Here is a 14850-nt window from a genome sequence, read left to right on the forward strand (position 1 = left end):
TGAGACTGCGCGAACGGCTTACGGGATGAAACCAAGTGACGGGCCGAAAGCCGACCGGCAGCTTTCGAGTTGATTGCGTGGAAAGCTGCCATTCCGAAAACCGGCCCATTACTGCCGTCCACCCGACTGCGCATTTTTCCCGAAGCGGACATCGCGAACCAAATGTACAAGCTGATCCACGTCTTCTTGAGCCGCGGGCAGATTAGCCTGACTTAGTCATCGTCGACCTGTTCCGGTGGAGGCAGGACCCAGCCATCAGCCTGAAGAAAAGTCAGAACTTCATCATATTTATTGGTACGGCGCATGCGGCGGACATGCTGATAGAAGCGATTGCGCGCATCCGGGGTTGGCTGGTTAGCTGCTACCGCGTTGCGGAGGACTTCAACTAGCAGTGTGTCGGTTTCGGCAGCGTCCCAGTTTTGACCATTCTCGAGGATGGCATCGAGAAGCTGATCGATCTGCTGGCTGGCTAGGCGCCCAGCAAATGGGGAGATCAGGTCGCGAAAATTGGCTTCTGAGCCACGCCAACTTTCGGACTCCTGATACAGCGCGACCGCGCGAGGCCAGAGGTCGGCTAGCGGCTGCATGGCGATTGCATTAGCCAGATGTTCCCGATTCAAGGCCGCGATCACTGCAAGGAGTGGAGCCCGGAAGTGCGGCAAGGTTACGCCTGTGAGAATGCGGTAATCTGCGATCGTAGCTGCGTCGGCGTTGTCGATCGTCGCCTGTAGGGCCATCCGCGTCGGTTCCATTAGAAGCATCCAGAAGTCCGGGAAGGATGCGATAAACGCGATTGCGCGGGGTCTGTGTTGGGGGTCGAGGCCGTCGATCAGCCTGACGATCATGGCGGAGATGTCTGGCCATGACGGGGCGGCGCGTTCGCGCACCGCAACAAGGGAAGAGGTGATCTTACGCTGTTGGGTTTCCCACTGGGCTGGCACGCCCTTAAGCAGGGATTTCGCTAGCACCATACCGAAATTGCGGATGTTCTGGGTGCGGACGCGGGCGAGATAGCGCTGTTCGACATAGTCAAGAATGCGCGCATGAGCGGTAGGGAAACCGGACGATTGCACATCGATGTCGAAAAGGTCGAAGATCGCCTTGCCTTGCAAGGGCTCCTGCGAGAGGACGAGATCGACCGCATTGACCAGGTGAAGGCGCGCCAGTTCAGGCGACGGCTCGAACAGTTCAGCTTCTGCCGAGAACGCCGGATGGGCGCAGAGATGCCTGTCTTCGCGAAGGCGTGCCAACTGATTTTGAGCGATGCGGTTGACGACCTGGGTGTTGGCGGTCGCATCTTCGAGAATATCCGCCTCAAGCTGAAGCAGCTTCCTGATGTCGGCTGCGGTGGTGGCGTTATCCCAAGCGGTGATGAAGGTCGTCGCGGCCGCATCGCCCATGGCGCTCAACTCGCGATACTTGGCGATAAGATCATAGACGAGGGCAACCCAGACAGACGTCAACGAAGCGCGCAGCGCACCAGCCTTGTAGGCCTTCACCGCGTCGAGAAAGTAGATTTTCGATTGGGGGTTACGAATTTTTGTCAGTAAAATATCGAGATCAATAAATTCGGAATCCACGGTGCTCTACCTCAGGAATGCGATGTCGAATAAAATTAAATTATCTACGGAATTTCGTATCATTTATATTTAATATCGCCAGATAAAATTAAGTCCATTGTCCTTTCGAATTACTGATAAAGCGCCTTTTCCTCAATGCCAATTTGAAAAATATCAGTATCGAGAAAGGCGTAAACAGGCACAATTGGAAAAGCAGCGCACACCTCATTGAGAATGATTTGCTGTGGCATCACGATTTCGGCGGGCATAATGGTAGCGTTATAGTCGGCCAATTGTGTGAGATCAACGATCTTGGCGACTTCGAGGGGTGGATCCTGGAGGTTAATAAAGACGCCGATGGTGTTCGCGTCCATGACCGTCCATTCGTTATAGTCTGTCGAATTGGCGAAGGTGTCCATGACAGCCTGCCGGGAGTAGGGTGTGCCAAGGCCCGTTCGGCAGCCGTTCGTATCCCGAACGGTGCCGGCATCAGTCGGGTGGGCGGACGTGATTGAAGCGATGGAACAAGGCTTGAGCACGATGCCGATAGAGCCGAAGGTCTTGCAGTGGCCAGGCCAAATCACAGAACAACTCACGTCGCCGACGCCGGTGTCGCAAACCTTGATGGCATCGCGCAGATCGTCGGGAAACAGGGGACCGTCCAGCCCTTCGTCACCTTTCCCTGGCCGGGAGCAATGCACGATGAGAGCATTGCGTGAGCTCAATAGGTCGATGAGTTCCTCATAGGGCATAGCAAATCCTAAATATCTTTACATGGCGAATGGCTGTCGCGAGCCAGGCCACTCGTCGCCTTCCATCTGGAGGGCGAGATCAGCCCGAGTCAGCCGCCGAAGGCTTGACGCGGCGACGAACTGTACGCCGAGGGCGAGTTTCACGACCTGAAGCCGCTTTAATCCGGCAGGCTTGTACCGGCTTTCGACGTAGGGCGGCAGTGCACCGACAATGGCCTGAACCCGCGCATCATCGCGGTGGGGGCGTCCTTCCGCCATGCGAAGAGTTATCGATGACAGATTGTGACCATTCTTGCCTTTCCGGAAGGAATCCGGGTCGGTGCCGTCGTGGACGAGGGATGCCTTCATCGAGAGTTCGGCGACCATACAAATCGGCTGAATGACTGAGTCATGACTGAAGGAGGTCGGTAGCGTGTTGGCAACGTCCTCGATGTTGGACCGCGCCATGCGCCATAATGTCGTTGCCGCCGGTATCGCGTGTTCGATTTCACTCAGGCCATTGGTGAAATCGTGGAGGTCGGCGACCGAGAAAGCGACGTCCCCTGCAATTGCTCTATCCTGTCGGCACCAGATCCACCATTCTTCGGCGCTGGCGAAGCCCGCGACCTGCCAAGGTTGGAGAGAGACCTGGCCGAACACGACCGGAAATGTCAGCTTGCGTACCTGATCGACGGAGGCGGCGAAACCTATCCCAGCGCCTGGCCAGTTGGTGTCGACCTCGGGCATCATGGCGGCATAGGCGTCCATGATCCGCTTGACTTCGGGGTTCCCGCCAATGCCGATGACGAAGCTGGAGCCGAGGATTTCTGTCGCGGCCCAGAATGGCCGCTTATGGATATGGATACCTTCCTCTGCATATTTCAGATCGAGACGGCGCAGATCATCCAATGTCCATGAACTCATGCTCGATCTGCGTCCGCTGCCGCATCACGGTTCCGCTCTTGCTCGATGGGAATGGGTATAAGGTCGAGTGGCCCAAATCCACGCAGGCGCAACTGCGTGAATTTTCGACTAGAAAGGTCAATAGCGAGCTCTGACGTGAAGGGGATGAGATAGGTACTGGCGTCGAAACCGTTGAAATTTATGCCTTCAGCCTTCAGCGCTTTGAAGACCTTGCACGTAGCCGAGACAAAAATCGGCATAAGATCGAGATATGCTTGATCGTCGGGGTATCTGTGCTGCGAACGGAAAGCGCGGATTTCTGGCAGTCCGAGTTGGGAATCGATCACCGTAAACCGGCTGGTTGCTTTTGCACCTTTCACAGAGACGTCCAGATATGGCGATGCACGCGAAGGGTCGAGGCGTGCGTCCAAGTCGTCCAATCTTATATGGTGGGACATTAAGATCGGAGCGCCGTGGGCCGTCGGGTGGTTGGCGAGCAAAAAGGATGCGCCGATCCAGGATTCTATTCCACCTCGCTCGAGGTGCAGGCGTCGCTTCAGACTTATGAAGAGTGGATGATCGCGATGATGGGTTGCGTTTCGTATGGCTATAATCAGGGCGGTATCCCCATGATTAAAATAGGGGAATAGCTTCTTTGAGACATCATAAAGCGTATGGAACGCCTCAAGCTTCATCTCGAAGCAACGATCGACATTATCAATCGCTTCTTCGGCGTCGATCTTGAACAATTCGCCAAAACGCATTTGCGCTTCAACGTAAATTCGCATGCTGTTTGCGAGCTTGCTGACTGCATTCTCGATGATCTTGCTGCTATCCAAAGGCTTATCCTCGCCGATACTCGGCTTGTCAGCCGTTTGTTTCTATCGGAGGTGATTTCGAAAATAGCGCGTGGCGAAGTTCGATCTGTGATCCGGCTTGGCGGGTGTGCCTTGTGCGGAAGCGCTCGATCGTTTCGATTGCGGCAAGGGGTGTAGGCCCCTCAGCGAGCGCGAGAGGGACATGGCTGCCGATGGCGTCGGCAATCCGTGAATTGGCAAAGGGCACGTCGCCGTCGAGCACGTAACCAAGCATGCACCCCACAGGTAGCTGCTCGGCATATTGCTCGGTGAGAAAACGCATCATGCCCTGTGTGACGTACACGGTGGCCAGGGAACTGCGGCTTCCGCCGTTGATCACGTTGAGCCGCTTACACTCATAGGCGAGGTATCGCTCCCGATCCCAGTCGAAAAGCACGGCGATGTCGATGATGCCCTTGCTGTATTTCGACCCGTCAGCCGCTAGGCCGAACGGCTCGAACTGGTACTCGACCCAATGGCATAACCGACGCACCACAACGTCATTGGCGAGGCGATCGACGAGGTTGATGGTGATGTCATCTTCCCCAGGCTGTTCGGGAAGAACCGCCATGCACGCCGGCCACGCCGACGCGATTCTCTCTAGGAAGCGATCATCAAACGAAACGAAGTTGTCGACCCACCCCTGCACATCGCCGATCAGCATCAGTTTGCGCCCCGCTGATGCGGCACGGCGGCGGCCTGCTGGAGGTCGAGCGCTATCCCATCAGCATCGGCGAGCGCGGTGGAGCGTAGCCAGAAGCGCATTTGCATAGGCTTGATGAGGTAAAGGTACTCACCGACGAAGACGCGCATATCTGGCATGAGCTGGAAATTGCCGTCGAGGGGCCTGTGGATGTGGGCTGCAAGCTGCTCGAGTACGTCGCTGAGTTCGCTGCCAGCATCTTCGGCGTAGTCGTCATGGCCGCCGAGATGCAGGCGCAGGATCGCCAAGTCAGCGCTGCGCGCGACGAGACGGGCATCGATCTTCTTGCCTTTGAACCAGTCCGCGAGGCTCGCCGACAATGTGTGCGCGTATAGAGCGCGTTGCGGTTCGTCAGGTGCCCCCCAGAGTTTCGGGAAGTGACCTTCATGGGGCTGAAGCGCGGGCAAGATCATCTCGACGGTGTCGTCGATCAGCGCGATCTCATCGGGCGACAGGCAGAAATATTGGTAGGCGAGCTGATCGATCCTGCGGAGACTCTCGCCCTCGTCAATCTGCATCGCAAAGGGCTCCATAGAGCGTTCGCGCGCGTCATCGATTATGGCGATCAACTCAAGAGCGGCTTGGTGGGCCGGGCCTGGATCAGGGAGATCAGCGGGTGACGGAAACGGCAAACGCAACAAGTCAGCCTGTTGTACTTTCGGCCGATCAGATCCGAAAAAAGCCGTGCCGTGAAATGCGTACCAGACCGCAATGCGACTATTGAGGAACGCGGTGAGGACCTTTGCTCGATCGCTTTGACCATCCGGCACCACGATCGCTTGGAAGATGTGCTCGAAGGTTAGCGGCTCATCGCAGTAGGCGGCCCTGAGACGGTTCTGTGAGGTCTCCACACCCTGCGGGACAAGGATACGCGTTTCATCGAACCCCGCTTCAAACCCGCGGCGACGGACTATCGATGAGGTTGCGGGCAGCAAGCCATCTGCAGCCTGCGCTAGGCGTGAATAGGCTCCAATGGGCAGGTCAGGCAGTCGACCGACATACTCGCTGGCGAGCGGAGGCGCATCTCCTTCGCTGTCCTCGTTGAAGGGCTGATAGCCTTGCCCGATGACCCATCGATTGCCTAGATTTTCGCGGCGACGGCTCAGGCTGCCGTAATCGCTGATGAAGGCCCCGAGTTTGGGAAGCCTCGCAAGATAGGCGAAGAGTTTGGCGTCCGGCTCGCGCATCCAGAGGCGCTGCTTGAAGATAAGCGGGTTATCCAGGACCGCGCCCACTCCGAGCGAGGCCTTGTCCACGCTGCTCAGCGTAATGACGCGCTTGATGCGCAGATTAAGGTCAGCCTTTGGCGCCCAGTAGTCGAAGCTATACGGAAAGTTATCCGGATTGGTGCAGCCGTAGATAATCAGAGCAGCGGGGCGATGCGCTTTCTCAAAGAGCTGGAATCGAAGGTCAGCGAAGTTGATGACGCGGCGGACGTGAGATTTTCGGAAGAACGCATTACGCGCCTGGACCGTGTTTTGGGCATGGTTGTGTAGAAACCCCATCGCCGGCAGCAGAAACGCAATGAGTCCGCCATCGGCGAGATGTGACAACGCCTTCCAAGTGAATGCCCAAGCGTCCTCGCCGCCGGGCATGGGGTGCCCTTCTTTCTTGCTCCACTGAACGGAAGGCCGAGCCGGACCGCGGCGGCTGGTCCACGGCGGATTGCCGATGATAACCTCATATCGCAGGCTGTCCGGCGAAACCTCAAAGAAGTCGCGGCAGACAAGGCTCTTGCCCCATAGTTCAGGGAGGAGTTTTCCGCGGGTGATGAGCTTGCGAATGTCGCGTGGCGACACCTCTTCCAGGAGGGCGACGTAAAGCGAGAACACGGCCACCCGAACGGCGCCGCCATTCAGATCCCAGCCGTGGATCTGGCTCAGCAAGGACAGCAGCGTCTTCCAAGAAATCGTCTGCGTCTTGTGCTTGGCGCGCCAGTGTTCACAGAGCCGCTGGAATGAGCGGACGAGGAAAACGCCCGAACCGCAGGCAGGGTCGAGGAAGTTTCCGGTCGTTCGCGCCGCATCCGGCAACATCTCCCACGCCTGGGAAACTACGGTGTCGGCAAGGAACATCGGCGTGTAGTAGGCGCCGCTGGCGCGACGTTCGGCCTCGCGTTCGCCTAAGAAGCGATCGTAGACGGCGCTGACCAGTTCGATCGGGATATAGCGGAAGTCATAGCCCCAGAACCGCTGCTGTCCGGAATGGGCCATTTCCTCACGGCCTGACCGGAACCGCGCCAGGATCGTCAAATGGGCGGGTGTGATTTCTGGTGTCTGGCTCCTTGGTTCGAAGGAGCACGGCGCCACGAATAGATCGCCGTTGAAATCCGCATGGAGTGTCCGGAAGAAGGACCGGAAGAGATTGACGTCGCCCGTTTCCAGCAGCGTCGAAAAACTCACCGCGCTATTGTCGGAGACGGCGGCAAAGTAGGCGGGCGTTACGATCTCACGGTCCTCAAGGTAGGCGATAAACATCGCCTGTATGAGCAGGGCCTGAGCCGCATCGGGAGCGAGTGCAGCCTTCTGCAGGAGATCATGGGACGCATTCAGATTCTCGAGGAGTACCTGATCGATGCGTTCTTTCGGGGGGAAATACTCTTCGTAGTCTTTCCAGAGACGTCCGGATTCTGTACCGTATATCAGGTTCTGAAACCGCAGGGCTTCGGTTGTCAGGCTGAGGCTGTCGATAAGGCAACGCGTCTCGAAGGCGTCGCCTGGATCGCTCCACGGCGTACGGGCGAGCGAAAACGCTCTGAGCGTATCGTCGGCGATAACCAGCAACAGGCTGGCTAGGCCCTGATTCCAGAGTGCGCCGTGAAGATCGATAACGGCCGCGCGGTCGTAGTGATCGGCTTCTAGAATCGCGACGGTCGGGACGCCTTGTACGCAGAAGATCGCCGATACACCCATCTCGGTGAGAGCGGCTCGGATAGCCGGCGCGTGTGGAACGTCGCTGACGGCCTCGGCTGACTCGTAAAGTTCAGGCGAGCGCCGGTGTGTGAGCCCCAAGCGGTCTTTCCACTCCGGCGCCAATGCGGATGCCAGGCTAGTGGTCATGCTCGTCTTCCACGTCGTTCGGTTTGCGAGCCGATCGCTGTAGGGCGAAACTTCAGATAGCCTTGAGCGAGATCCGCCTCAGTAGTCGTCAGCGCCGACCTCAAACGCGACACGATGGGTCCACAAGGAACGCGTAGAGTGGAGGCGTCGAGCGACGGACGCATCGACGTGCCAGCGTCAACGAGACGGATGCTATCCGCTTCGATTAGGGCAACGCAGGTTTCCAGCGAGAGCCAAGATTTTCCGCGACACTCCCTGAACAGTTCATCGAAACGGTCGCCCACTGTGCCAACACGGACACCAAAATCTCTGACCAGTTCCGCCACGATCGCCATCGCGACGACGTCCCCAGGTGTGAAGCTTGGAGCGTGACCCTTATGCTCAGCCAAAGCCGGGATGGCATGGCGCCACGTCCGCAGGGCATCCACGGAGATAGAAAGCAGCTCGCGAATCTGGCTTTGAGTGTAGCGCATTAGGCTGGATTAGCTGGGAATGGCACGCAGATCAATGCGGGGTTAACCCCGCGTCTGTACCCTCATTGTTCTATGCAGCGACCTAGGATCTGGCAGCGAGGATAGCGAAGACTAGTACGGTGAGCCCTATGATAGGCGCTGCTGACCGTGCAACATGTCCCGGAAGGTGGCGCCTAGAAGACGTTGAGGGTGTAGCTGAAGGGGGGCAGCTCGAAAGTCGCCGTACACTGTCGTGGAAACGGCGGCGCTGGTTTGAACACCCGCCGGATGATCGGTGCGGACTTGAATGGCGACAGATGGCGGAAGTTGCGTCTCCGAAATCTAGAGCAGATCCGGTTCACGCTGCATCGTATCCTGCGGCTTGAAAGCAGTTGGCGCATTCTCCTGGTGTGAAAGCCGGGACGAGGTCGCCGACGGCTTTCCAGAGTGCGTCGACGGTGTGCTCGGCGCTGGCTCGCAACAGCGCCTTAAGCTTGGCGAAGTCGTTTTCGATTGATAGTGTGGATGGCTCCTGCTCCCACCCTCAAGCTGAGGCATACCGGCGACCGGCAGCAACGTCCCAATGCTAGTCGTTTTGACCGTCGCCCCGAGCTTAGTTTACGAACGGCAGGTTTCAGGATCGCGCGGGGTTAATTTGGACGGCTGAGATGGGCGCAAAGCTGCCATAACCGCCATGGAGGTACGTGTGGCTCCGCGGAATTAAGCATTGCTGCCAAACGCCTCACATCGCGAGAACCTACCCTTTGAACCGCTCGCAGGCCGTCAGCCGCTCGATATGACCCTGCATGGTTCCGCCGTAGATTTCCTCTTCTAAGAACTGCAATTCCTCCTCGAAGGCGTCCTCTCCCACCTCGCACCACCAACATTTGGGCTTGCCGCCCATGCCGTCACTCCAGCGATAGCCGCGAGCCTTCAGGACGTCCTTCGTGTGGAATGGAGAGCCTATGGCATGAATTCGCAACCGAGTTCTCTCAGCTGACGCAATCAGCTGCTGGAAGGCGGGAAGAGCGTCTGTTCGCGAGGCTTGGCTCAATACCTCCAGGAGGGCATGGCAGTCGTCGATCGCGCGATGGCCGTTATGGAAGAAGCCACTCTGGCCGATAAGATAGCCCAGCTTGGTGCCCTCGAAACCAAGCCCCACCCAATCGATCTCTGCGACGGAACAGGCCCAGGGCTTGATGTCGAACCCGGGAGCCAGCTTCTCGCAGAAGGGGCGGTCGAACCGTGCATTGTGGGCGATCACCAGATCGGCCGTCTCGATGAAGTTCTCCACGGCTCCCAGATCGATCCGCTGGCCCGCCACCATCTCATCCGTGATGCCGGTGATGCGAGTGATCTCCGCCGTGATCGGTGTCGATGGCTGCTGCAGGGCGGAGTAAACCCCAACGACGTCCTGGATGCTCGTTTGGTCGTAGGTGAAAGCGACCATGCCAAGCTCGATCACCTCATGCGAGTTATGATCCAGACCGGTGGTCTCGGTATCGAGAATGACACCAAGGCGTGGCCAAGCCGACGGTGATCTGTCTGAGGAAGGCCAAAGGTCCGCCTTCACTGGGCGCGGTTCGAGCTGGCGCAGCACGCGATAGCGGCCGGTTTCTTCCAGTTCGCGAACCAACGCTTCCTCGTCAGAGGAGGCCAGGATCCCTCGCTTTGGCTTCGCCGTGCTATCCAACCTGCGAGGCTTGGCGTCCCCTTTACGGATAGGCACCGGCAAGGAGGCAGACTCCGGACCAAAGAGATCGATCTGAAGGGATCGGTTTTGCCCCATGGTCATCGCTCCTTCTCTCGATCTGGATGGTTCACGGCAGACTATGACATCGCGAGCTGCCAACTCGGGCCAGTCTCATCCCATCCGGCTTTCGGAAGGGTTCAGGACGGCGCCTTGCGACCCAGGCCCATTTGGAGCGCGAGTTCCGAACGCTTGGCAGCGTAGTTTGGCGCCACCATGGGGTAGTCCGATGGTAAGCCCCATTTCGCGCGGTACTGCTCAGGTGTCATGCCGTACTGAACCTTGAGGTGACGCTTGAGCGATTTGTAGGGCTTCCCATCCTCCAGACTGATGAGATGGTCGGGCGTGATCGACTTACGGATGGGGACTGCCGGTACCAGTTGAGTGGCAGCCTCGGCCTTAGCTTCAGCTTTCGAAGCCTCCACACCTTTCAGGGCGCTGAACACTTCCCCGATCAGCTTGACCAGTTCCTCGCGGGGAACATGATTGTTGCTCACGTAAGCCGACACGATCTCTGTGACCTGTTCGAGCGCTTCTTGATGGTTCGGCGATGTCATGCAGCATCCTTCAAGCACAGGAGCAAGGGAGGTACGCCGCATCGGTGCTCGGGACAAGTCGCGACGGCAAAGATACAGCAGATGCTGAATTGCACTGCAACGAAGCGAATGTAATGATGGGCGAACCCCGGCCCATCATCAACCGGGGATTTTCATCTTTCCACCAGAGATTGATATCGATTCATGAAACGTCCAATTGCGCCGTTTGCGGTGGAATACAAACGCCGTTCCAAACTCAACAAGACATCGGAACCGTCGCTTTGGAGCGGCGCAATCGGCAAGGAATTGAAGAGCTTGCTGCAGTCGGATCAGCAGGACGATCAGCCGGCGCTCTCTGCTGGTGTTTTACCCCCTCTCGCTCCGCGCCAGAGGGAACTCCGCGACACGAACGAAGCCACAGGCAATCTTGGGGAGGGGGAAATCAAGCGTCCCTCGCGTATTCTTGAAACCCGTCAGCCTATTACCGAGAATGGATCGACGAAGTCGGTAGCAGATGGGATGGAAGCGAGCCTACCTTATCGTAAGGAAGAGCGGGTTCAATCTGGGAAGGTCATAGAAAGCCGTCCTCCAGAGGGACGATTGCACAATCAGCCTCCCATTGTTCAGGAGCAGGCCCCGGAAACGATGGCTGCGTCAGCTTCGACGCCGATCCCCTCAGCCATGCCCTTCTCCACCGGCTCCAATCGGAAGCTCTCGAAATCCGTTGCGCTTCGACGCGCCCGCATGAAGGGCCTCGAATTCCAGGATCGGTGGAAGTGCGATCTTCTGCGTCAATCGCGCAGACTGATGAGGCGGTTAGGGAACTGAACGCCGCCTTTTCCTCCTGGCTGAGCTTCCTTACGGAGCTTCATGCTGAGTTGGAATAGAACGAGCTCGGCCGATGAGCTCGTTTCGCTATCCTTCTTTGAAAGCTCGTTCGACCTGATCCATAAGCGGCTTCATCAGGTATGATAGGGCTGTCCGGTCGCCCGTTTTAACGAAGGCCTCGACCGGCATGCCCGGCACGAGTTTGACGTTGCCCAGTTTGTCAAGAGCCTCCGCCTCGATCTGAACTCTTGCCTGATAGTAGGACAATCCCGTCTGTGGTTCATGAGTCAGGTCCGCTCCGACGTAGGAGATCCGGCCCTCCACTTCAGGCGTCGTACCCTGATGGAATGCCGAGAAGCGAAGGTTGACCGATTGGCCCGCAACAAGCTGGTCGATATCTTGCGGAGCAATCCGAACTTCGGCTTCCAGCTTATCGGAGACCGGCACGATCAACATGGCCACTTCGCCGGGGGCTAGAACCGCGTCCGTGGTATGGACAGCGAGTTCATGCACGATTCCGTCTTGCGGCGCACGCAAGTCGGTTCGCTTCAGTTGGTCGAGGGCAGCGACCCTTCGCTCGTCGAACTCTCCGATCTGGGTGTTGATCTCGCGGATTTCGGTCGCGACCTCCCGCTGTAGATCCTCGTCGATCTGGATGCGTTGAAGCTGCGTTTCGGCAATTCGTCCTTTGGCCTGTGCGATGGAGGCGATCAACGCACCGCGTTCGCTCGTCAGGCGAGCAGCCTCGCGCTCGAGACTATTGACGCGCGTCACCTGCATAAGGCCCTGTGCGAGTAGCTGCTGGACGCCGCCCAGCTCTTTCCGGATCAGCAGGATCTCCTGATCCTTGCCAACGACCTGCACTTCGAGCCCTTGTATTTCCTGTGCCAGCTGCACCATGCGCTCGCCCAACTGCGCTTTTTGTCCAGCGCGAAAGCTCTGCCGGGCCGCGAACAGCTGGCGTTCTCCATTCACAGCCTTCTGGATATCGGCGTCGGTCACATCGGTCTCCAGCGAGTTGCCGAAGTCGATATCACTCCTGCCGTCACGCTCTGCTGCGAGACGAGCTTCCCGCGCGTTCAACTCGACAAGACGTCGTTCCACGATCGCAAGATTGGCGCGGGTCTGGGTTTCATCGAGCCGCAGAAGGATGTCCCCAGCCTTGACATGACTTCCATTAGTGACGGCGATCGACGCGACAATCCCACCCGTTGAATGCTGCACCTTTTTGACATGGCTGTTTACGACAAGAGTGCCGGTTGAGATGATTGCCCCAGCGAGTGGCGTCGTGGCAGCCCAGCCACCTGCCCCTACCGACAGAAGGGCGACCAATGCCAATCCAATGACGAGATTACGCCGGATGGCGCGTTGTGCGTTCGAGCGCATCGTCATCAGGATGCCTTTCCTTCACCGGGGGCAGAGATGCGCATACCGCCCACCACGGTGGGACGCTGAAGCACTTTCCCCAGGATCTCCTCCTTGGGCCCGAATGCCTGGACCCGCCCATTGGCCATCGCAAGAACATGATCCACGCCAGACAGCGCGTTTGGACGATGTGCGACCAGAACGACAATACCGCCTCGAGCTCGCACCGAAAGGATGGCTTCGGTCAGCGCGGTCTCACCTTCCGCGTCGAGGTTGGAATTTGGTTCGTCCAAAACCACCAGGAACGGATCACGGTAGAGTGCGCGCGCCAACGCGACCCTCTGGCGTTGGCCTGCGGACAGAACGGCGCCCCCTTCGCCAATCTGCGTCTCGTAGCCGTCGGTCAGGCGCAGGATCAACTCGTGAACTCCCGCTGCCTGAGCGGCTGCGATGATGGCGCTTGCGTCGGGCTGCTCGTCGAAGCGGCTGATATTTTGCGCGATTGATCCGGCGAAGAGTTCGATGTCCTGCGGAAGATAACCAATAGAGGGCCCAAGCGTCTCCGGTGTCCATTGATCGAGGGAAGCTCCATCGAGGCGAACTTTGCCTCGCGCGGGATGCCATACCCCGACCAACGCTCTAGAAAGAGATGACTTCCCGGAGGCGCTTGGACCGATGATGCCGAGCGCTTGTCCAGCGGACAATTCGAATGACGCATCAGTGACGACAAGACGCTGATCGCCCGGAGGGGCAACGCTCAACGTTTCCACTGTCAGCTTGGACTTCGGCTTTGGTAGCTCTAAGGGTTGAGAGACCGCAGGGATCGTTTGGAGCAGCTTGTTCAAACGCCCCCAACTCTGGCGTGCTGCAACGAAGCTCTTCCAGCTTCCGATGGCCAATTCAACAGGAGCGAGTGCGCGTGACATCATGATCGAACTCGCGATCATGATGCCGCCCGATGCCTGCCCATGGATAACAAGCCAAGCCCCCATGCCAAGGATGGCGGATTGAAGGATCATGCGCGCAATCTTGGATGCGGAACCCAAGCTAGAAGCGACATTCCCGACACGCCGCTGGCTCTGAGTGTAGCTCGAGTTGGCCGTCTCCCAATGTCGGCCGAGCTGCCCCGCGAACCCCATGGCTTGCAAGACCTCCGCGTTGCGGCGAGTGGACTCGGCAAGCATGTTCCGTTTGACCCCGGCAGCAGCAGCTTCCTTGGCGGGCCCTACGGTCAGGAGTTCGGTCATCAGCGTCAAAGCGCAAAGGATCAGAGCACCTGCTGTAGCCAGGACGCCAATCCAGAAATGAAAAAGGAAGCAGATACCGAGATACAAAGGTATCCAGGGCAGATCGAAGAACGCCGTTGGTCCGGTGCTGGAGAGATAGCCGCGTACCTGATCGAGATCCCGCTGTGGCTGGAGCCCGTCCCCTGTTGGACGAATGCGAAGCGACACCTGTCCCGCAGCATCGAACACACGGCGCCCGACGCGTTCGTCGAGGAGCGAACTGCTCCAGGACAGAACTCGCATGCGCAAGGCATCGAGGGCCCCCTGAAACACGTACAGAACACCAACGATGATCGAGAGCCCGATCAGTGTTGAGACACTGCGACTGGGTATGACCCTGTCATAGACCTGCAGCATGAACAGAGAGCCGGTCAGGGCGAGAACGTTCAACATTCCGCTCATTGCTCCGATGCCCCAAAAGGCGGCGCGGCAGCTGCGAAGTGCAGACGAGAGTTCGGAGACCGAACTCCGCATATTGGATGACATAGACGTTCTCGCCCTGATGATTGGCTTTAGTGCAACCGGGACTTCCGCTTCGTCATGAGACGAAGCGGAAGTCATCCTGATGCAGGTTCGACAGGCTCACGTTCTTCAACGTTAGTGAGTTGTCTGCATCCACGGTAATAATAGTGTCTGCTCCAACCTGTGCCGCGGCCGCCAACACTGCGGCATAGTCAGCGAAGATCGTATGGTCGAATTGGACGATGTCTGTCGCTCCAGCTCCTGCAGAGAAGTCCGTGATGGTGTCCTTTCCAAACCCGGCCGCGAAAACGAACGTGTCGTTTCCGTTTCCTCCCGTCATGACATCGTCGCCTTCGCCA

The 14850-nt window shown here is 58.1% G+C and carries 12 protein-coding genes; 1 reads left to right on the plus strand and 11 read right to left on the minus strand.

Annotation, left to right across the window (positions count from 1 at the left end; translation table 11 throughout):
- Positions 1-212: 212 nt before the first annotated feature.
- The 8 genes from AUL36_RS22490 to AUL36_RS22525 form a co-directional block, all read right to left on the minus strand.
- Positions 213-1580, minus strand: a complete 1368-nt coding sequence (locus tag AUL36_RS22490; RefSeq protein WP_062224437.1) for a hypothetical protein — start codon at positions 1578-1580, stop codon at positions 213-215.
- 110 nt (positions 1581-1690) lie between these two features.
- Positions 1691-2311 carry a hypothetical protein gene (locus AUL36_RS22495; protein WP_062224439.1) on the minus strand — a complete coding sequence of 207 codons (621 nt, stop codon included), beginning with the start codon at positions 2309-2311 and terminating at the stop codon, positions 1691-1693.
- 18 nt (positions 2312-2329) lie between these two features.
- Positions 2330-3214, minus strand: a complete 885-nt coding sequence (locus AUL36_RS22500; RefSeq protein WP_062224442.1) for a hypothetical protein — start codon at positions 3212-3214, stop codon at positions 2330-2332.
- The gene (locus AUL36_RS22505) at positions 3211-4032 is read right to left on the minus strand and encodes a hypothetical protein (RefSeq protein WP_244497200.1); all 822 of its coding nucleotides are present in this window, start codon (positions 4030-4032) and stop codon (positions 3211-3213) included. Before AUL36_RS22505 ends, AUL36_RS22500 begins: the two co-directional genes overlap by 4 nt.
- 28 nt (positions 4033-4060) lie before the next feature.
- On the minus strand, positions 4061-4714 hold the full coding sequence (locus tag AUL36_RS22510; RefSeq protein WP_062224444.1) for a hypothetical protein: 654 nt from the start codon (positions 4712-4714) through the stop codon (positions 4061-4063).
- Positions 4714-7812, minus strand: a complete 3099-nt coding sequence (locus tag AUL36_RS22515) for an HsdM family class I SAM-dependent methyltransferase (protein WP_062224447.1) — start codon at positions 7810-7812, stop codon at positions 4714-4716. Before AUL36_RS22515 ends, AUL36_RS22510 begins: the two co-directional genes overlap by 1 nt.
- Positions 7813-9021: 1209 nt before the next feature.
- The gene (locus AUL36_RS22520) at positions 9022-10053 is read right to left on the minus strand and encodes a 3'-5' exonuclease (protein ID WP_062224461.1); all 1032 of its coding nucleotides are present in this window, start codon (positions 10051-10053) and stop codon (positions 9022-9024) included.
- A gap of 101 nt (positions 10054-10154) precedes the next feature.
- Complete coding sequence (locus AUL36_RS22525) at positions 10155-10571, minus strand: MucR family transcriptional regulator (RefSeq protein WP_062224452.1); 417 nt, start codon at positions 10569-10571, stop codon at positions 10155-10157.
- Between the two features lie 183 nt (positions 10572-10754).
- Between AUL36_RS22525 and AUL36_RS24075 the strand changes: the two genes are divergently transcribed.
- Positions 10755-11378, plus strand: a complete 624-nt coding sequence (locus AUL36_RS24075; RefSeq protein ID WP_156418542.1) for a hypothetical protein — start codon at positions 10755-10757, stop codon at positions 11376-11378.
- 87 nt (positions 11379-11465) lie between these two features.
- Here the strand turns inward: AUL36_RS24075 and AUL36_RS22530 are convergent, their stop codons facing one another.
- From AUL36_RS22530 to AUL36_RS22540, 3 genes are all read right to left on the minus strand, one after another.
- A complete protein-coding gene (locus tag AUL36_RS22530) occupies positions 11466-12770 on the minus strand; it encodes an HlyD family type I secretion periplasmic adaptor subunit (RefSeq protein ID WP_062224454.1) in 1305 nt (434 codons plus the stop codon).
- Positions 12770-14515 (minus strand): type I secretion system permease/ATPase, encoded by a 1746-nt coding sequence (locus AUL36_RS22535; protein WP_062224455.1) that lies wholly within the window; start codon positions 14513-14515, stop codon positions 12770-12772. Before AUL36_RS22535 ends, AUL36_RS22530 begins: the two co-directional genes overlap by 1 nt.
- Positions 14516-14567: 52 nt before the next feature.
- Positions 14568-14850: M10 family metallopeptidase C-terminal domain-containing protein (locus tag AUL36_RS22540; RefSeq protein WP_374700799.1), on the minus strand; the 283-nt coding region annotated here is incomplete at its 5' end.

Origin of the sequence: Aureimonas sp. D3, from assembly GCF_001463805.1 — a bacterium.
Taxonomy (GTDB): domain Bacteria; phylum Pseudomonadota; class Alphaproteobacteria; order Rhizobiales; family Rhizobiaceae; genus Aureimonas; species Aureimonas ureilytica_A.